The sequence below is a fragment of the Curtobacterium flaccumfaciens genome, from assembly GCF_013359815.1.
Taxonomy (GTDB): Bacteria; Actinomycetota; Actinomycetes; order Actinomycetales; family Microbacteriaceae; genus Curtobacterium; species Curtobacterium flaccumfaciens.
On the sequence record NZ_JABMCF010000039.1, the window covers coordinates 162,787 to 181,532 of the forward strand.

The 18,746-nt window shown below is 70.7% G+C and carries 20 protein-coding genes; 5 read left to right on the top strand and 15 right to left on the bottom strand.

What is annotated here, in order from left to right; all coding sequences use genetic code 11:
• Positions 1–89: 89 nt before the first annotated feature.
• The 4 genes from HP445_RS12310 to HP445_RS12325 are packed head-to-tail and all read left to right on the top strand — an operon-like array spanning position 90 to position 2,959.
• On the top strand, positions 90–533 hold the full coding sequence (locus tag HP445_RS12310; RefSeq protein WP_111054751.1) for a hypothetical protein: 444 nt from the start codon (positions 90–92) through the stop codon (positions 531–533).
• Positions 530–985 (top strand): hypothetical protein, encoded by a 456-nt coding sequence (locus HP445_RS12315; RefSeq protein WP_111024020.1) that lies wholly within the window; start codon positions 530–532, stop codon positions 983–985. The genes HP445_RS12310 and HP445_RS12315 overlap by 4 nt, the downstream gene beginning before the upstream one ends.
• A gap of 4 nt (positions 986–989) precedes the next feature.
• Positions 990–1,940, top strand: coding sequence for a hypothetical protein (locus tag HP445_RS12320; protein ID WP_128780248.1), 951 nt, complete (start codon positions 990–992; stop codon positions 1,938–1,940).
• Entirely contained in the window at positions 1,937–2,959 is a 1,023-nt protein-coding gene (locus HP445_RS12325) for an alpha/beta fold hydrolase (protein WP_128780249.1), read from the top strand. The genes HP445_RS12320 and HP445_RS12325 overlap by 4 nt, the downstream gene beginning before the upstream one ends.
• 306 nt (positions 2,960–3,265) lie before the next feature.
• Here the strand turns inward: HP445_RS12325 and HP445_RS12330 are convergent, their stop codons facing one another.
• Positions 3,266–5,785: an ATP-dependent Clp protease ATP-binding subunit gene (locus HP445_RS12330; protein WP_027467068.1), complete on the bottom strand. Its 2,520-nt coding sequence runs from the start codon at positions 5,783–5,785 to the stop codon at positions 3,266–3,268.
• 233 nt (positions 5,786–6,018) lie between these two features.
• Positions 6,019–6,495, bottom strand: coding sequence for a Clp protease N-terminal domain-containing protein (locus tag HP445_RS12335; RefSeq protein WP_164941149.1), 477 nt, complete (start codon positions 6,493–6,495; stop codon positions 6,019–6,021).
• A gap of 70 nt (positions 6,496–6,565) precedes the next feature.
• Here HP445_RS12335 and HP445_RS12340 point away from each other — a divergent pair, with 70 nt between their 5' ends.
• A complete protein-coding gene (locus tag HP445_RS12340; RefSeq protein ID WP_071404515.1) occupies positions 6,566–7,498 on the top strand; it encodes an NAD(+)/NADH kinase in 933 nt (310 codons plus the stop codon).
• A gap of 179 nt (positions 7,499–7,677) precedes the next feature.
• Here HP445_RS12340 and HP445_RS12345 read toward each other — a convergent pair whose 3' ends face one another.
• From HP445_RS12345 to ftsH, 13 genes are all read right to left on the bottom strand, one after another.
• Positions 7,678–8,736: a sigma-70 family RNA polymerase sigma factor gene (locus HP445_RS12345; protein WP_035809350.1), complete on the bottom strand. Its 1,059-nt coding sequence runs from the start codon at positions 8,734–8,736 to the stop codon at positions 7,678–7,680.
• A gap of 353 nt (positions 8,737–9,089) precedes the next feature.
• On the bottom strand, positions 9,090–9,224 hold the full coding sequence (locus HP445_RS18970; protein WP_258320880.1) for a hypothetical protein: 135 nt from the start codon (positions 9,222–9,224) through the stop codon (positions 9,090–9,092).
• 63 nt (positions 9,225–9,287) lie between these two features.
• Complete coding sequence (locus tag HP445_RS12350) at positions 9,288–9,449, bottom strand: hypothetical protein (RefSeq protein WP_163343079.1); 162 nt, start codon at positions 9,447–9,449, stop codon at positions 9,288–9,290.
• A gap of 58 nt (positions 9,450–9,507) precedes the next feature.
• On the bottom strand, positions 9,508–9,711 hold the full coding sequence (locus HP445_RS12355) for a hypothetical protein (protein ID WP_071245264.1): 204 nt from the start codon (positions 9,709–9,711) through the stop codon (positions 9,508–9,510).
• A gap of 29 nt (positions 9,712–9,740) precedes the next feature.
• Positions 9,741–11,267 (bottom strand): lysine--tRNA ligase, encoded by a 1,527-nt coding sequence (lysS, locus tag HP445_RS12360; protein WP_110895030.1) that lies wholly within the window; start codon positions 11,265–11,267, stop codon positions 9,741–9,743.
• Between the two features lie 71 nt (positions 11,268–11,338).
• The gene (locus tag HP445_RS12365) at positions 11,339–12,031 is read right to left on the bottom strand and encodes a Rossmann-like and DUF2520 domain-containing protein (protein WP_164941150.1); all 693 of its coding nucleotides are present in this window, start codon (positions 12,029–12,031) and stop codon (positions 11,339–11,341) included.
• Entirely contained in the window at positions 12,028–13,788 is a 1,761-nt protein-coding gene (locus tag HP445_RS12370) for a PH domain-containing protein (RefSeq protein ID WP_128780251.1), read from the bottom strand. The genes HP445_RS12365 and HP445_RS12370 overlap by 4 nt, the downstream gene beginning before the upstream one ends.
• Positions 13,789–13,797: 9 nt before the next feature.
• On the bottom strand, positions 13,798–14,319 hold the full coding sequence (locus HP445_RS12375) for a PH domain-containing protein (protein WP_071245268.1): 522 nt from the start codon (positions 14,317–14,319) through the stop codon (positions 13,798–13,800).
• Between the two features lie 24 nt (positions 14,320–14,343).
• Entirely contained in the window at positions 14,344–14,835 is a 492-nt protein-coding gene (locus HP445_RS12380) for a DUF3180 domain-containing protein (RefSeq protein ID WP_071404509.1), read from the bottom strand.
• Positions 14,832–15,386 carry a 2-amino-4-hydroxy-6-hydroxymethyldihydropteridine diphosphokinase gene (gene folK, locus HP445_RS12385; RefSeq protein ID WP_111057561.1) on the bottom strand — a complete coding sequence of 185 codons (555 nt, stop codon included), beginning with the start codon at positions 15,384–15,386 and terminating at the stop codon, positions 14,832–14,834. Before folK ends, HP445_RS12380 begins: the two co-directional genes overlap by 4 nt.
• Complete coding sequence (gene folB, locus HP445_RS12390) at positions 15,383–15,772, bottom strand: dihydroneopterin aldolase (protein ID WP_027467059.1); 390 nt, start codon at positions 15,770–15,772, stop codon at positions 15,383–15,385. Before folB ends, folK begins: the two co-directional genes overlap by 4 nt.
• The gene (gene folP / locus HP445_RS12395; protein WP_175330815.1) at positions 15,769–16,737 is read right to left on the bottom strand and encodes a dihydropteroate synthase; all 969 of its coding nucleotides are present in this window, start codon (positions 16,735–16,737) and stop codon (positions 15,769–15,771) included. The genes folB and folP overlap by 4 nt, the downstream gene beginning before the upstream one ends.
• A gap of 6 nt (positions 16,738–16,743) precedes the next feature.
• Positions 16,744–18,732, bottom strand: coding sequence for an ATP-dependent zinc metalloprotease FtsH (ftsH, locus tag HP445_RS12400; RefSeq protein WP_027467057.1), 1,989 nt, complete (start codon positions 18,730–18,732; stop codon positions 16,744–16,746).
• Positions 18,733–18,746 lie beyond the last annotated feature (14 nt).

An 18,746-nucleotide genomic window follows, 5' to 3' on the forward strand; every position in this document is an offset into this window, starting at 1 on the left:
AGCGAGCGCGAGCCTGGCAGAGTGGTGACACCGGCCGACGCGCTGGATCAGTTTTATCATGTCTGAGACAGATGTGAGAGTGGGGACACGTGATCGAGTACAACGACGACGACGCACACCGTCGGGAACTGTCGCGCAAACTGCAGCTCCTGATGGACGTCGTCGAGGCCAACTCGGGCCAGCGACCCCCGTACAAGGAGATCGCCGCCGAGATCGAGACGCAGGGTGCGTCGATGAGTCGACCGCGCTGGGGTTACATGCTCGGCGGCAACGGTCCGGCCGTCCGAGACCAGCGACTCCTGGCCGCCCTGGCGACCTACTTCGGCGTGCCGGCGGAGTACCTGACCGACGCGGCCGGCAACACGGACGTGCCGGAGCGGGTGCAGGCGCAGCTGGAGCTCGTGCTCGAACTCCGCAAGCGCGAGGTCGTCGCGTTCGCCACCCGGCGTCTGGGCGAGTTCGCCTCGGCGGACGAGATCCGCGACTTCACCGACCACCTGCGTCGCCTGGACGAATCGGGCGGCACCCCGTGAGCGGGTACCGCGACCGCTTCGACGCCCTGCGTCGGCAGACCGAGGCCCGTCGCCGCGTGCAGCGCCTCGGGCTCCCCCGTCGGCTGTCCCTGCCGGAGCTGACCGCCCGTGCCGAGGCGGCGCTCGGCAAACCGATCCACGTGCGCACCACGGAGCTGCCGGGCGACCTGTCCGCGCGGCTCATCCAGCGCACCGACCACGCCCTGCTCGAGACCCGCCCCGGGCTGTCCGAGCGCTCCCGGGTGGCGTGCGTGCTGCACGAGCTCGCCCACGTGTTCATGGACGACACCGGCTGCGACCACCAGGCGTACACGGGGCTGCTCAGCGGCCGGACGGCGTTCACCCGCTCGCTGGACACCCCGCACGAGCAGGCCGTCGAGCTCGTCGCCGACCAGCTCGCGCTGCGGATCGGGCTGCTCGACCCCGAGGGCCAGCCCGGGATCTTCCGGTGACGCGGTGACGCTGCACGTCTGGGGATCGATCCCGGTCTGGCTGATCCTGGCGGTGCTGGTCGCCCGGCTGCTCCTGGTGCGCACCCAGTCGGCGAGCGTCACCTGGCTGATGGTCTGCTGCAGCTGCGTCGCCGTCGGACTCACGATCAACCAGCCCGACGTCACGACGTTCCTCGCCGGTGTGACGCACGTGCCGAACATCGCCGACCTGATCGGCCGCTGCCTGATGGTGTGCGGCATGTTCGCCCTCGCGCAGTCGGTCGAGGCCGCAGCACGCTCCGCCAAGCTCCTGCGCGCCAGCCGCATCATCGGCTGCGTGCTCGTGCTCGTCGCCCTGGTCGTGCTGTTCAGCTTCATCGACGCGCCGAACCCCACGGCGCAGTTCATGGTGGCCTACGGCGACCAGCTGCCGACCGCGCTGTACTCGGCGGTCGAGATGACCTACATCGCCATCGTGATCGCCCGGTCGGCCGTCGCCGTGCTGCGCGGGTTCCGGAGCGGCGACGGGCTCGGCCGCCTGTACTGGCTCTTCGTCGTCGGTGCCGCCGGCCTCGTGCTGCTCGCCGGCATCGCGATCGCCCTCGACGCCGTGCACGTCGCCTGCGCCGACGGTGCGGTCGGGGTCCTGTCGACGCTCTACACCCCGGTGTTCCTCGGCTCCATGGTCCTGCTCGCCATCGGCGCGGCCGGCGGCGTCCTGCCCGACGCCGCACGGGAATTCCGCGACTGGCGGGCCGCCCGACGCCGGTTCCGGGTGCTCGAGCCAGAGCTCCGGCGGCTCGAGACGGCATCGGGCAACACCGGGCTCTACTTCACGATCGTGTGGCAGCGTCGCCAGTGGCGGAGTCGGCAGCACCGACTGTCCGTCGAGATCGAAGACCGCGCGCGCGAGGCCGGGCAGGACGTCCCGGCCGCTGCGACGCTCACCACGGCACGACTCAGGGAGATCACATGACCGGCGCACGCATCACGGCACTCGGTACCGCGGCAGGAGCGGTCGGCACGCTCGGACTCGGTGCCTTCGTCGCACGGCGGCTGCTGTTCCCGACGCCGTACACGGCGACCGCGACGGTCCGCAGCGCCACGGACACCGAGGTCGAGCTGACCGCCACCCGCGACACCCGCCTGCCGGGCACCTACGACCTGCAGCGCGACGACACCCGGGTGCAGGTCGGCCCGATCACCACCGCGAGCACGGCGACCGGAGCCGGTAGCGACGGCGACACCGTCCGCCGCAGCGTCACCGCCCCCGTGGCGACCGGTGCGTGGGCCTGGGACGCCCTGCGGTACGACGGACCGGACGACGTGCCCGGCACCGAGCCCGAGGCCGCCACGACCCACGTGGTCCACGTGCACGGCCAGTCCCTCGGCCCGCGCCAGGTCCTGCGCGGTGTCGGCGTCTGGCGTTCGCTCGGCGCCTCGTCCGAGGTCGTCGACACCACCGACCTGCCCCTCCGCTCCCTCGACGCCGGGGCAGCGGACCGCATCGTCGCCGCCGTCGGCGCCGCCCGGGCCCGCGGTGCCCAGCGCGTCGTGCTGCAGGGCTGGTCCGCCGGTGCGCTCGCCTGCTCCGTCGCCGCCGCACGTGTCGACGTCGACGGCCTCGTGGCGGTCTCGCCCCTGCTCGACGTCGCCTCGGCACTCCGCGGGGCCGTCCGTGGGGCGCGCCTGCCCACCTTCGTCGGCACCGTCGCCGCCCGCATCGCGACCACGAACGTGCTGTCGCGGCTCGCCGGGGCCCCGACCCCCGTCACGACGACCACCTGGCAGGACTCGTCGACGCCGACGCTGCTGATCCACTCCGAGGCCGACGCCCTGGTCGCGGCCGACGACGTCGCCGCCGTCGCCGCGCGGCAGGGCGCCACCACGGTGACGTTCCGCACGGCACCGCACACGCTCGAGTGGAACGAGGACCCGGAGCGCTGGGAGCGCGCCGTCCGCGACTTCGCCGCAGAGCTGCCTGCCGCCGTCTGACACGGCGGACGTCCGCCCGCGCGGCGGACCGGCCCCGAACGAACCACCCCCGGACGTGCAACGGCCCCGGTCTGCGAACAGACCGGGGCCGGCTGCGTCTCGATCCGTTGGGGGGAACCGATCGAGCGCGACGCGCGAGGAGTTGGGGGGAACGTCTCGCGCGTTGTCATCACAGTACCCCCGGACGGGGGTCCGTGGCCGCAAGGACGCGCAGATCGGCGAGGCGGGATCTGAACGCGACCAGGGAACGGACAGGAGGCCCGGTGCCAGCTGGCACCGAGCCTCCTGTCCGTGGGGTGTCAGGTCCTAGGACTCGATCTCGCCCTGGGGCGTGTCGGTCGCGGCCTCGACCGCGGCTGCACCGGCGAGGACCTCTTCGCGGCCCGGCTGACGCCCGGTCTCGAAGTGGAACGCACCGTCGACGAAGTCGACCTTCACGTGGTCGCCGGCGTTGAGCTCACCCTGCAGGATGTGCTCGGACAGCTGGTCCTCGACCTCGTGCTGCATCGCGCGACGCAGGGGCCGTGCACCGAGGGACGGGTCGAACCCGACCTTGATGAGCTGCTCCTTGGCCGGCAGCGTGAGCTCGACGGTCATGTCGCGGTCGAGCAGGCGGTCGGCCAGACGCTTCACGAACAGGTCCACGATCTGCAGCAGCTCGGGCTGCGACAGCTGCGGGAACACGATCGTGTCGTCGACACGGTTCAGGAACTCGGGCTTGAAGTGCTTCTTGAGCTCCTCGTTGACCTTGCCGCGCATGCGGTCGTAGCCGACGGCCGAGTCACCCTCGACCTGGAAGCCCACCGGGCCACCGGCGATGCCCTGCGAACCGAGGTTCGTGGTCATGATGATGACGGTGTTCTTGAAGTCGACCACGCGGCCCTGACCGTCGGTGAGACGGCCTTCCTCGAGCACCTGCAGCAGCGAGTTGAAGATGTCCGGGTGGGCCTTCTCGATCTCGTCGAACAGGACCACGGAGAACGGCTTGCGGCGCACCTTCTCGGTGAGCTGGCCGCCCTCCTCGAACCCGACGAACCCGGGAGGAGCACCGAACAGGCGGGACACGGTGTGCTTCTCACCGAACTCCGACATGTCGAGGGAGATCAGCGCACCCTCGTCGTCGAACAGGAACTCGGCGAGGGCCTTGGCGAGCTCGGTCTTCCCGACGCCCGTGGGGCCGGCGAAGATGAACGAGCCGGAGGGACGGTTCGGGTCCTTCAGGCCGGCACGGGTTCGGCGGATGGTCTTGGACAGGGCCGAGATGGCCTCTTCCTGACCGATGACGCGCTCGTGCAGTGCCTTCTCCATGAAGACGAGACGCGAGGTCTCCTCTTCGGTGAGCTTGAACACCGGGATGCCCGTGGCCTGGGCCAGGACCTCGGCGATGATGCCCTCGTCGACGGTGCCGGACGCGGCGACGTCACCCGCACGCCACTGCTTCTCGAGGCGGAGACGCTCGCCGAGGAGCTTCTTCTCCTCGTCGCGCAGGCTCGCGGCCTTCTCGAAGTCCTGCTCCTCGATGGCGGCTTCCTTCGACCCGCGGACCGTCGAGATCTTCTCGTCGAACTCGCGGAGCTCCGGCGGTGCCGACAGGATCGACAGACGCAGGCGAGCGCCGGCCTCGTCGATCAGGTCGATGGCCTTGTCCGGCAGGAAGCGGTCCTGCACGTAGCGGTCCGCCAGGTTCGCCGCGGCGACGATCGCGCCGTCGGTGATGGACACCTTGTGGAACGCCTCGTACTTGTCGCGCAGACCCTTGAGGATGTTGATCGCGTGGGGCAGCGACGGCTCGTTGACCTGCACCGGCTGGAAGCGACGCTCGAGTGCGGCGTCCTTCTCGAAGTGCTTGCGGTACTCGTCGAGCGTGGTGGCACCGATGGTCTGGAGCTCACCGCGGGCGAGGAGCGGCTTGAGGATCGAGGCCGCATCGATCGCACCCTCGGCCGCACCGGCACCGACGAGCGTGTGGATCTCGTCGATGAAGACGATGATGTCGCCGCGGGTGCGGATCTCCTTCGTGACCTTCTTCAGGCGCTCCTCGAAGTCACCGCGGTAGCGGGACCCGGCGATGAGCGACCCGAGGTCGAGCGAGTAGAGCTGCTTGTCCTTCAGCGTCTCGGGCACGTCGCCCTTGACGATCGCCTGGGCGAGGCCCTCGACGACGGCGGTCTTGCCGACGCCGGGCTCACCGATCAGGACGGGGTTGTTCTTGGAGCGGCGGGAGAGGATCTGCATGACCCGCTCCATCTCCTTCTCGCGCCCGATGACGGGGTCGAGCTTGCCGTCACGCGCGGCCTGGGTGAGGTTCCGACCGAACTGGTCGAGGACCTGCGAACCCTGCTGCGCGTTCTGCTGCTGCTCGCCGCCGACGGCGACCGCTTCCTTGCCCTGGTAGCCGGACAGGAGCTGGATGACCTGCTGGCGCACCCGGTTCAGGTCGGCGCCGAGCTTCACGAGGACCTGGGCTGCGACCCCCTCGCCCTCGCGGATCAGGCCGAGCAGGATGTGCTCCGTGCCGATGTAGTTGTGACCGAGCTGCAGCGCCTCGCGCAGGGACAGCTCGAGCACCTTCTTGGCGCGCGGCGTGAACGGGATGTGCCCGGTCGGCTGCTGCTGGCCCTGCCCGATGATGTCCTGGACCTGCTCGCGCACGGCGTCGAGCGAGATGCCCAACGACTCCAGCGCCTTGGCGGCGACGCCCTCGCCCTCGTGGATGAGGCCGAGGAGGATGTGCTCGGTGCCGATGTAGTTGTGGTTGAGCATCTTCGCTTCTTCTTGAGCGAGGACGACAACACGACGGGCCCGGTCGGTGAATCTCTCGAACATGTGCTCTCCCTTGGCCCCTGATGAGCGGAGCCGACGCTGTGCCGGTCTCGTGTGAGTCCGGCCAAGTACTTCGAGAGTAACCAGCGCTCCCCCCGGGGGCTGCCCCTGTTCGCCGTGGGCGTGACCAGGGTGCGTCTTGTGCGCAGTGAGCGAACGACGAGACGGACGAGACGGACTGGAGGCTCGTGGCGGGATCGCCACGGGCCTCCAGTCCGCTTGTCGGTCGCGCTGGGTCAGGCGCGCCGCACCGCGCGACGCAGGTCGCGTCGGAAGCGGCGCGCGTCGACGCCCAGGGCGTCGAGGACGTCGTGCGCCGAACCGGCGAGCGGATCGTCGACCGAGTCGAGCACGGCGAGGACGACGTGCGGTGGCCGGATGCGCTCCGAACGGCCCGCGACCGTCGCGGCTCGGGCGAGCACGCGCATCGCGGCGGGCGTGCACGCGACCCGGTCGTGTTCGCCGGGGCAGGTGGTGTGGGCGCCGACGAAGGCGCGGATGCCGGAGCGGACGGTGTCCGGGGTGATCCGGTGGGCGTCGAGGACGGGCCGGAAGCGGGGCATGCCGGCGCAGAGCGTGACGGCGGCCAGCAGCAGGTGTTCGGCGTCGACGAAGCCGAAGCCGGACTCGTGGGATTCGAGGTCGGCGAGCAGCACGATCTCGCGGCCGTGCCGGACGGAAGGGAGGGCGACGGAGAGTTGAGCGGTCTGCATGTATTCAGAATATCGCATGCCTCTGAGAAGGGACAGCCCGCATCGGAGGTCCGCTCGGTACGATCCGGTCATGGAGCAGCCCGTCGTCGGCCTCGTCGTCCACCCGACCAAGAACGTGCAGGAGTCCGTGACGACCCTGCAGCGCTGGAACGCGTCCGGCCAGGGCGAGCTGCTCGCCCGGCGTGCGGACGCCCAGCGCATCGGCGGCGGGGTCGACGTGGTGGACGACGACGACTTCACCGACCGCGTCGACCTGGTCGTGGCTCTCGGCGGCGACGGCACCATGCTCGGCGCGATGCGGCTCGTGGCGAAGCGCCCGGTGCCCGTCCTCGGCGTGAACTACGGCAACGTCGGGTTCCTGGTCGAGATCGAGCCGCCCGAGCTCGAGAGCGCGCTGGAGCGGTTGTCCGCCGGCGAGTACCAGCTCGAGCCGCACCACGCGCTCGAGGCCCGGTTGTCCTGGGGTGGCGCCCGCACCGACTACCTGGCGTTCAACGACCTGACCATCGTGCGACGACCCGGCTCCGGGCAGGTCTCGGCGGACCTCAGCGTCGGGGGCCTCGGGTACGGGTACTACCGGGCCGACGCAATCGTGGCCGCCACCCCGGCCGGCTCCACCGCGTACAACTACGCCGCCGGTGGGCCGGTGCTCTCCCCCGCGCTGTCCGGCTCCGTGGTGACGCCGGTCGCGCCGATGGCCGGGATCGACCGCTCGGTGGTGCTCGCCGCGCGGGAGCGCTACCGGTTCGACATCGCCGAGGGCACCAGGAGTGCCGCGCTCGAGGTCGACGGGCTCGTGGTCGGCGAGGTGGCCACCGGGGCGCAGATCGACATGCGGCTCCGCAAGGACGCCGGCAGCGTGGTGCGCCTCGACGCCGAGCGGCACGGGCGCACCGGGCGCGTGAAGCTCAGCCTGCTCGACCTGCCGGTGCGTCCCGACCAGCTGGTCGAGCTCATCCCGAGTGACCTGCGGCAGAAGCTCCGGCGCGAGATCGACGACTGACGCCGCTGGCCCTGGCGCTGGCGCTGGGCCGGTCCTGGCCCCGGCCCCGGGAACGTGAATGGCCCGCTCGAGCAGTGCTCGAGCGGGCCGTCCCATCACCCCACCGGATCGTCTTCCCACAGAACGACCCGGTTTCCCCGCGCCGGCACGGGTGAACGTGCCGGCCGAAGTCCACTGACCTAGTCGGTCAGGTACAGCTGCATGTCCTGCGAGACCGCCTTGGCGAACAGGCGCAGCTTGGCGCGCGACTCCACCCGGCTGACGGCCTGGCGGGTCGTGTGCACGATCTTCGAGATCTCGTCGAGGGTCATCGGCTTGTCGTCGTCCAGGCCGTAGCGCATGCGGATGACGTTCGCCTCGTCGCTCGGCAGCTCGGCGACGATGGAGCGGATGTCGCGGTGCAGCAGCGTCGTCTCGGTGAGCTCGTTCGGGCTCGCGGCGTCCTCGTCCTCGATGAAGTCACCGAGTTCGCTGTCGTCCGAGTCGCCGACCACGGTGTGGATCGAGACCGGCTCGTGCGAGCGGCCCTTGAGGTCGACGAGTTCCTCGACGCTCATGCTCAGCTCAGCGGCCACTTCCTCCGGCATCGGCGCACGGCCGAGGTCGACGGTGAGGTCACGCTCGGTGCGCGAGATCTTGTTGATGAGCTCGACGGTGTGCACCGGGATGCGGATCGTGCGCGCCTTGTCGGCGAGGCCACGCGAGATGGCCTGGCGGATCCACCAGGTGGCGTAGGTCGAGAACTTGTAGCCCTGCGTGAAGTCGAACTTCTCGACGGCACGGACCAGGCCGAGGTTGCCTTCCTGGATGACGTCCATGAAGGGCAGGCCGCGCTGCGAGTACCGCTTGGCGATGCTCACGACGAGGCGGAGGTTCGAGGTGATCATGCGCTCCTTGGCGCGCTCACCGTCACGGACGAGCCAGCGGAGTTCACGCTGCAGGGTCTTCGCGAGACCCTTCTCGGTGGCGAGCTTCTCTTCGGCGAAGAGCCCGACCTCGATGCGGCGTGCGATCTGCGCTTCTTCCTCGGCGGTGAGGAGCGAGAGACGGCCGATGTGACGGAGGTAGTCGCCGACCTGGTCGACCGAGGCGCCGCGGACACCGGCGAGCTGCTCGTCGGCCTCGACCTCGGTGTCGAGGGAGGTGGTGGCGGACTCGGCGGTCGCGGTCTTCGATGCCGATGCCTTCTTGGTGGCGGTGCGGCGGGTGGTGCTGGGTGCAGCCGTTGCGATCGTCATGGTGTTTCTCCCTGCGTTCGACGGTGATGGCTTCGTGGGGCGTTGCCGGGGGGTGCTGATGAGTAAAGCGGCCCGGAGGTGTACCCCACAAATCGTTCGGAGCGATTCTCAGGGTTCTCCGTGCTTCGTCATCGAAAGCGTCCCCCGCGGGGTACAGCCCACCGACAGTCTGGTCCCCCATCCGGCCCCGGATCAAGCCGTCAGCGCCGTGTTTCCGGCGTTGCAGGCGTGTTTCACCAGCGTTTCCAACCCTGTACCCCGAGCGACTGCGTACTCCGGACATGCAAAAGGGGTACGTCCGACCGGATCAGTGCGATCTGGTCGTCGTACCCCGAATACCGAATGGGTGGGGGTCACCAGGAGGGTTCGAGCCACCCGTCCCGGCGCTTGGAGACCTCGAGGTCTGCGTCTCGGTCGAACTCGTCGTACTCGCTCTCGATGTCACCGACGAGGCTGCGGCCCGTGAAGGGATGTGCGGTGGTTGCCATGCGGACGATGCTCACCCCGGCACGCGTCGGCGAGGTGAACGGTGTGTGACGGTCCGTCGGCGCTCAGACGTCGAGGTCGTCGACGTCGCCCTCGTCGTCGAGGGGTCCGTCGTCGCTGCCGACGGGCGAGACGGACGCCCCGGACGCCGGGTGTCCGAAGGCGTCCTCCACGTCGAGGTCGTCGAGGTCATCGACGCCGGCGGCGGACTCCGGGATGGTGGGCATGCGCGACAGGATCACACCGCGCGGTGAACACGGGGTGAAGTGGATCGGGCGCGGGCGGCTACTCGGCCGACGTCGGAGCCGGCGCAGGGCGACCGTGCTCACGCTCGAAGCGGGCGCGTTCCTCGGCCTCGACCTTGGCGTACGCGGCACGCTCGGTCCGGTCGGCACGCATGATCGCGCGCATCACGAACCAGAAGATCAGGCCGACGACGATGGTCGGCGTCAGGGCGAAGACGATCCCGCTTACGACTCCTTCAGGCACCCGAGCATCGTACCCCGGTGGACTCGGAGTTATTTGACCAGCGGGAACAGGATCGTCTCGCGGATGCCCAGGCCCGTGATGGCCATGAGCAGACGGTCGATCCCCATGCCCATGCCGCCCGACGGGGGCATCGCGTGCTCCAGGGCCCGCAGGAAGTCCTCGTCGACGCGCATCGCCTCGAGGTCACCGCCGGCCGCGAGCTTCGCCTGCTCGACGAACCGCTCCCGCTGCACGACCGGGTCGACGAGCTCGGAGTACGCCGTGCCGAGCTCGAAGCCGCGGACGTAGAGGTCCCACTTCTCGACGACGCCCGGACGGGTGCGGTGCTGCCGGGTGAGCGGCGAGGTGTCGACCGGGAAGTTCATCACGAAGGTCGGACGGTCGAGCGAGTCGATGACGAAGTGCTCCCAGAGCTCCTCGACGTACTTGCCGTGCGTGGCGTGGGCGACCTCGACACCCTCGGCCTCGGCGAGCGCCTGCAGCTCGGACAGCGGGGTCTCCGGGGTGATCTCGCGCCCCGCGGCCTCGGACAGCGAGCCGTACATGTCGATGCGGGGCCACTCGCCACCCAGGTCGTAGGTGCTGCCGTCGGGCAGGGTGACCTCGAGCGCACCACCGGTGACCGCGCGGGTCGCGTTCTGCACGAGCTCCTGCGTCAGGTCGGCCATCTGCTCGTAGTTGCCGTACGCCTGGTACGCCTCGACCATCGCGAACTCGGGCGAGTGCGACGAGTCGGCGCCCTCGTTCCGGAAGTTGCGGTTGATCTCGAACACCCGGTCGATGCCACCGACGACGGCGCGCTTCAGGAACAGCTCGGGTGCGATGCGCAGGAACAGCTCGGTGTCGAAGGCGTTCGAGTGCGTCACGAACGGTCGGGCCGAGGCGCCGCCGTGCTGGGTCTGCAGCATCGGGGTCTCGACCTCGAGGTACTCGTGCGCGGTGAAGGTCTGACGGAGCGAGGCCATCACGGCGGCGCGGGCACGCACGGTGGCGCGGGCCTCGTCGCGGACGATGAGGTCGAGGTAGCGCTGGCGGACCCGCGTCTCCTCGTTGAGCTCGTTGTGCAGGTTCGGCAGCGGCAGGATCGCCTTCGCCGCGATCGCCCAGTCGTCGACCATGATCGACAGCTCGCCGCGGCGCGAGGAGATCACCCGTCCGTGCACGAACACGTGGTCGCCGAGGTCGACGAACTCCTTCCAGCGGGCGAGGGACTCGTCCCCCACCTCGGCCAGGGAGACCATCGCCTGGATGCGCGAGCCGTCGCCCGACTGCAGGGACGCGAAGCAGAGCTTGCCGGTGTTGCGCGAGAACACCACGCGACCCGCGATGCCCACGACGTCCTGGGTCTCCTCGCCGGTCTCCAGATGCGCGTACTGCTCGCGCACGGCCGGGATCGTCGTGGTGATGGGGAGCTCGGCGGGGTACGCCTCGATGCCCGACTCCAGCAGCTTCGCCCGCTTGTCGAGCCGGACCTGTCGCTGCTCGCTGGTCTCCTGCTCGGCCAGTGCGGCGGCGTCGGCGATCGCGGTGTCGGGGGTGACGGTCTCGTCGGTCATGCGGGTGCGGCTCCGATGGTCGTGGGGGTCGGGGGAAATGCTACCCGCGCCGCGGTCCCGCCCCCGAACCGCTAGAGCGTCGACTGCCCGTCGGCGGCGGTGAGCGCGTTGTCCACGGCGGAGCGGACGAGCGCACCGAGGACACGGCCCGGGTGTTCGACGCCGATGCCGGACAGGGTGCCCGCCGACTGGTCGACGATCGCGGTCGAGAAGCTCACGGCCGCCCGCACCGCGTCGGCGTAGGCGGGCCGGTCCGCCTCGGCGACGACGAACGGCTCGGCGCCCATCTCGACCACGAGCGCCTGGGCGATCGGCAGGACAGGCGCCGGGGCGGTCACCGCGCAGTACGCGTCGCGCAGCCGGGACAGGTCGACGCTCGTGCCCGTGAAGGCCATCGCGGGGTGGATCGCGAGCGGGATGGCACCGGCCGCCATCGCCGGGGCAAGGATGCCGACGCCGTGGTCCGGGCTGGTGTGCACGACGAGCTGCCCCGGCTGCCAGATCCCGGCGTCCGCCAGCCCCTGTACGAGCGAGGCGAGCTGGTCGTCCGGCACCGCGAGCAGCACGAGTTCGCTCCGCTCGACCAGGTCCGGCGTCGCGAGCACCGGTGCGCCGGGCAGCATCGCCTCGGCGCGGTCACGACCCTCGTCGGACACGGCGGTCACCCCGACGACGGCGTGCTCCGCGTTCGCCAGGGCTGCTCCGAGGACGGGTCCGACCCGTCCGGCGCCGACGATGCCGACCCCGAGACGCCCGGCCCTCATCGTGCGGCTCCGGTCGGTGGGACGTCGTCCCAACCGGCAGGGACGACGCCGGACCGGTGGTCCGCCGTCGGTCCGGCAGGGGCTCCGGACCCGGGCGCGGTGTCGGCCGCAGCGTGCATGGCGGCCGCGGGACGGGCCTCCCGTTCGCGCCAGCGGTGGGTCGTGTCGACGGCGGCCGCCTCGACGGCACGCTGCGTCGTCTCCGACCACAGGCGCTGCGCATCACGCGCGTCGAGCGCGCCGACGCGGGCCGAGACCGGCCCGGCCACGGTGTGGACGTGGACGGCTGCGAGCCGCAGGGCACGCTCGAGCGGACCCTGCTCGACCTTGACGCTCTGCACCCGGGGCAGCGGCACGATGACGAGCGAGCGCCACACGGCACCGAGCCGCAGCAGCACCGCACCCTGCACGAACCGGTAGCCGTTGCGGCGGAACGCGAACGGACGGAGCCAGGCGCCACGGCGTGGGGAGTGCACGAAGCCGCCGCGGTCGCCCGAGGTGGTGAGGCTGTCGTCGACGACGTCCACGGCTTCGGCCGCACCCTCGCGCAGGGCTTCCTGCGACGCCTCGGGGCCGGCGACGACGGTGCCGACGAGCCCGGGCAGGATGATGTCGAGGACCTCGCGGACGTCCGCCGTGGTACCGACGGGCAGCACGATCGAGGACACCTGCTGGTTGCTCGACGCCCCGTTGCCGGCGCTCGTCGCACGGTTGATGCGGATGTCCCACCAGCCGAACGGACGCCACAGCAGCGGCTGCGCGACGCTGACGGCGTGGATGCGGCCGGGCGGCAGCGTCTCGTTCGACGTCGAGACCAGCCCGAAGCCGATCCGGATGCCGTCGCGGGTCTCGGCGATCGTGTACTGCAGCGAACGGGAGAACTTGCGGACGTAGTAGCCGCCGGCACCGAGGACGGCGGGGAACAGCCCGAACAGCACCGCGAACTCGCCGGTGAGGGCGACGCTGACGATCATGCCGGCGATGACGAGCAGCAGGAACAGCGTCGTGCCGGACAGCAGCATCGAGGCGATGAGCCGACCGGGGCGCACCTTGACGATGCGGGTCGCGTGCACGGCTTCCGGATCGAGCTCGGGCGAGAACATCTCGTCGACGCGGTCCTGCAGCGCCCCGTGCGACTGCCGCGACGGGCCACCGTGGCCGTCGTCGTCCTTCGCGCCGGACGCCAGCACCAGGATCCGCTGCCGCAGGTCGTCGGCGGCGCGGGCCCCGAGGTAGGCGAGCTGCACGTTGGCGTCGTTGCCGGCCTGCGCGATCTCGAGCTTGGCGGTGCCGAACACCCGGGGCACGAGCGGCCGCTGGATGTTGATGCCCTGGATCCGGTCGAGCCGGGCCTTGCGGTGGTTCCGGAACAGCACGCCCGAGCGCACCTCGACGATCTCGCCGGTGACGCGGAACTCGTGCATGCGCCAGGACAGGTAGAACAACCCGATCAGCACCAGGAGCAGCACCACGATGCCGAGCAGGACCCAGCCGACGACGCCGTGCTCGTACACGTACCGGACGGGGTCACCGTCCTCCTGCTGCTCGCCCGGGATGAAGAACTCGACGAGCTGGTCGCGCAGGCTGTTCAGCACGTAGCCGAGGATGACGATGAGGAAGATCCCGCCCTTGAGCAGCGGGGTGAGCGGGTGCAGGCGGTGCCACTCGCCGTCGGTCAGGGGTGCCGCGGCGGCCGCGTTGCCCCGGGTGGGCGGGGCGGGCGGAGCGGGGGGCGGGGTGCCCGGTCGGAAGGTCACGGACGACCCCTACAGTCCGGCGCGACGGGACTCGGCGAGCTCGACGAGGCGGTCGCGCAGCTCGTCGGCGTCCGCTGCCGGGACACCCGGGATCCGGACGTTCGTCGCAGCGGCGGCGGTGACGAACTTCAGCTCGCTCATGCCGAGCGCCCGGTCGAGCGGGCCCCGGGCGACGTCGACGAGCTGCATCCGGCCGTACGGGACCGCCGTGAACCGCTGCCACATGAGGCCGCGGCGCACGACCAGGTCGTCGTCGCGGAGCGCGTAGCCGATGGCACGGACCCGTCGGGGCGTGAGCGCGGCGGTGATCGCCGTGGTGACCGCGACGACGATGCCGATGGTGAGCCAGACCGTGCCGGCCCCGGAACCGAAGCCGTCGGTGACGATCCCGATGAGCACGCAGCCCGCGGTGAGCACGACACCGATCACGAGCGTGGTGATGAGTTCGGTCCACACGAGCTTCGCGGACACCCGCTGCCAGGCGATCCCACCGAGGCCGAGGCCGGGCTCGTCGAGTCGTTCACGCGGCATCGCGGGCCTCCTGGGGTTGCTCGGTCAGTTCACCGTCGTCGAACCGTTGCGGGGATCGTCACGGTCGTCGTCGTCACCCGGAGGTGCGATGCACATGCGCTCCGCCACGAGTGCGCAGACCGTCAGGACGATCCCGCCCCCGACGGCGATCACGTTCGGCAGGGTCGAGCCTAGCGAAGGCGTCGCGGAACGGGTCAGCAGGTACAGCACGAGGCCGAGGGCGAACCCGCCGAGCAGCGTGCCGCAGATGCTGGACGCCTTCGCGAGCACGACGACCCGCGTCGCGTAGAGCGGGTCGACCGGCCGCTGGCGTCCGGCACCGTCGCGCGCGTGCCGGCGCACCGGGCGCGCCATGAGCACGACGGCGACGCCGATGAACGCGAGCGTGACGCCGAGCGGGATCGAGAACAGGAACGTCGGCAGCTGGCGCGACGCCAGGACGGCGTCGAGTGCGAAGCCGGCGACCACCGTCACGACGGCGATGCTGATCAGCGTGGAGGCGCGGGTGGGCTTCATGCGCTGGTCGCGCTCCCCGCAGGCCGGGAGGCCCGTGCCGGCTCCGCGAACAGGCGCGGCTCGTCGACGCGCTCGGTGTCGTCCCCCACGGCGGTGAGCAGGTCGGCCACCGGTCCGGCACCGGGCAGGACGGCCTCGGGGTCGGCGTCGAGCCACGGGGCGAGCACGAACGCGCGCTCAGCGGCCCGCGGGTGCGGCACGACCAGGGTGTCCGTGGCGATCCGCAGGTCGTCCACCGCGACGATGTCGAGGTCGAGGGTGCGGTCGCCCCACCGGACCTCACGCGTGCGGCCGTGGGCGTCCTCGATGCCGTGCAGGGCGTCGAGGAAGGCCTGCGGCTCGAGGTCGGTGTCGACGACCACGACGGCGTTCCGGTAGCGGGGCTTCGACGTGTCGAGGCCGTCGAGGGTCACGGCGACGGACTCGACCTCGCGGCTCGAGGCCACCGGCTCGACCCCGGGCAGGGCGGCGATCGCGGTGGCGGCGGCGCGGAGCGTGCTCCCCCGGTCGCCGAGGTTCGCTCCGAGGGCGACGACGACCCGGTGGGTCATTCTTCTTCCTCGTCCGGCACCGTGGCGCCGCGGGTGCGCCGGATGGTGATCGAGACGTCGGTGAACGGCACGGTGATCGGGGCCTGCGGCTTGTGCACCGTGACCTCGGTCGCCAATGCGGCACGGTGGGTCAGCACGGCGGCGGCGATGCGCTCGGCCAGGGTCTCGATCAGGTCGACCGGGTCGCGTTCGATCTCGGCGACGACCTGCTCGGCGAGGACGCCGTAGTGCACGGTGGCGTCGAGGTCGTCGCTGCCCGAGGCGGCGCGGGCGTCGAGCTCCACGGCGACGTCGACGACGAAGTCCTGGCCGTCCTCGCGCTCGTGGTCGAAGACGCCGTGGTGTCCGCGGGCGCGGACCCCGGTGAGTCGGATGGTGTCGTTCACGATCGAGCTGCCCTCCAGGCGTCCCAGACGTCGAGCACGGCACGGGTCGGTGCCGGGTCGTGCACGCGCACACCCCACGCGCCGCGTTCGGCGGCGAGCAGGCTGATGGCGGCGGTGGCGAGGTCGCGCTCCCTGGGCGGGGCACCCTCGGGGCTCCCGACACCGTCGAGGAACCGCTTGCGTGAGGCGGCGACGAGCACCGGCAGGCCGATCGAGGCGAAGCGCTCGTAGCCGGCCAGGATCTCCCAGTTCTGCACGCCGTGCTTGGCGAAGCCGAGGCCCGGGTCGATGACGACCTGCTCCTGCCGGACGCCGAGCACGATGAGTTCGGCGACCCGGAGTTCGACCTCGCGCCGGACCTCCTCGACCGCGTGGGTGTACTCGGCGTTGCGGTACATCCGGTCGCTGTGGCCGCGCCAGTGCATGACGACGAAGCCCACCCCCGTCGACGCCACGACCCGGGCCATGTCCGGGTCGGCGAGTCCGCCGGAGACGTCGTTGACGATGGCGGCACCGAGGTCGACGGCACGTTCGGCCGTCGCGGCGTTCATCGTGTCGACGCTGACCGGGATGCCCTCGGCGACGAGCTGCTGCACGACCGGCAGCACGCGTTCCTGCTCGACCGGCACGGGCACGCGCTCGGAACCGGGGCGGGTGGACTCGCCACCGACGTCGATGACGTCCGCGCCGGCCGCGACGAGGTCCCGTGCGTGCTGCACGGCGGCGTCGTAGGCCTGGTGCAGCCCGCCGTCGCTGAACGAGTCGGGGGTGACGTTGAGGATGCCGAGCACCCGGGTGCGTTCCTCGGCCGGGGTACCGCGGTCACGGCGACGGCCGGTCACGACCTCCGGCACCGGCTGGGGTGCACGGAGGTCGATCGCGACCGTCGCCGGTTCGGCGGCGGCGGCGCGGGCACGACTCACCTCGGCGAGTCGACGCTCTCGTCGCGTCGGCAGCTCGGTCATGCCGGCCTACGCGGGGGCGATACCCGGGTTGCCGAACGGGCGACGACGGGTCTTCGAGGTCGACTCGGAGTCCGACGGGTCCGCTGCGGTCGAGGCGGCCTTGCCGGGCACGTCGATCGCGGGCAGGTTGCTGACCGGGCGCTTGTCGCTGGAGAGCCACTGCGGGCGCTCCGGCAGCTTGCGGACGTCCTTGAAGATCTCCACGAGCTCCGGGGCGTCGAGCGTCTCCTTCTCGAGGAGCTCGCCGGCCAGGCGGTCGAGGATGTCGCGGTTGTCGTTGAGCACCTGGTAGGCCTCGTCGTGCGCGGCCTCGAGCAGGGCGCGGGTCTCGGCGTCGACCGTCTGGGCGATGGTCTCCGAGTAGTCGCGACCGGTGCCACCGCTCATGTCACGGCCGACGAACGGCTCGCTCGAGCCGGACCCGAGCTTGACGGACCCGACGGCCTGGCTCATGCCGTACTCGGTGACCATCTTGCGGGCGGTGCCGGTGGCCTTCTCGATGTCGTTCGAGGCGCCCGTGGTCGGGTCGTGGAACACGATCTCCTCGGCGACGCGACCACCCATGGCGTAGGTGAGCTGGTCGAGGAGCTCGTTGCGGGTGACCGAGTACTTGTCCTCGAGCGGGAGCACCATCGTGTAGCCGAGGGCACGGCCGCGGGGCAGGATCGTGATCTTCGTGACCGGGTCGGTGTGCCGCATCGCCGCTGCCGCCAGGGCGTGGCCGCCCTCGTGGTACGCGGTGATCAGGCGTTCCTGGTCGGACATGATCCGGGTCCGGCGCTGCGGACCGGCCATCACGCGGTCGACGGCCTCGTCGAGGGCACGGTTGTCGATGAGCTGCGCATTCGAGCGGGCGGTCAGCAGGGCTGCCTCGTTCAGGACGTTCGCCAGGTCGGCACCGGTGAAGCCCGGCGTCTTGCGGGCGAGCAGCTCGAGGTCGACGCTCGCGGCGAGCGGCTTGCCCTTCGCGTGCACCTCGAGGATCTGCTTGCGGCCGGCGAGGCCCGGGGCGTCGACGCCGATCTGGCGGTCGAAACGGCCGGGGCGCAGGAGCGCGGGGTCGAGCACGTCGGGACGGTTCGTCGCGGCGATGAGGATGACGTTCGTCTTGCCGTCGAAGCCGTCCATCTCGACCAGGAGCTGGTTCAGCGTCTGCTCGCGTTCGTCGTTGCCACCGCCGATGCCGGCACCACGGTGACGACCGACGGCGTCGATCTCGTCGATGAAGACGATGGCCGGCGAGTTCGCCTTGGCCTGCTCGAAGAGGTCACGGACACGGCTCGCACCGACACCGACGAACATCTCGACGAAGTCCGAACCGGAGATCGAGTAGAACGGCACGCCGGCTTCTCCCGCGACGGCGCGGGCGAGCAGGGTCTTGCCGGTTCCGGGAGGGCCGTAGAGCAGCACGCCCTTCGGGATCTTCGCCCCGACGGCCTGGAACTTCGCGGGCTCCTTGAGGAACTCCTTGATCTCGTGGAGTTCTTCGATCGCCTCGTCGGCACCCGCGACGTCGGCGAACGACACCTGCGGGTTCTCCTTGTTGTTGATCTTGGCCTTCGACTTGCCGAACTGCATGACCTTCGAGCCGCCACCCTGGGCGCTCGAGAGCAGGAACCAGAACAGGGCACCGATGATCAGGAACGGCAGCAGGATGCCGAGCAGCGACAGGAACCAGTTGCCCTGGGCGACACGGTCGTTGTAGCCGTCGGGCAGGTTGGCGTCGTTGACGGCCTGCACCACTTCTTCGCCGCGGGGCGTGGAGTAGTAGAACTGCTCCTGCTTGTCGCCGTCCTTCAGGACGAGGTCGACCCGCTGCTCGGTGGAGTTGATGGTCGCGGACGAGACCTTGTCATCGGAGAGCTGCTCGAGACCCTTCTGGGTGTCGATCTCTTGCGTGCTGCCCTGGCTGATGACGCTCCAGCCGATGAAGATGCCCGCCAGCGCGATCAGCACGTAGAGGTACGGGCCGCGGAAGATGCGCTTGAAGTTCATGTGATCCGGGCGCG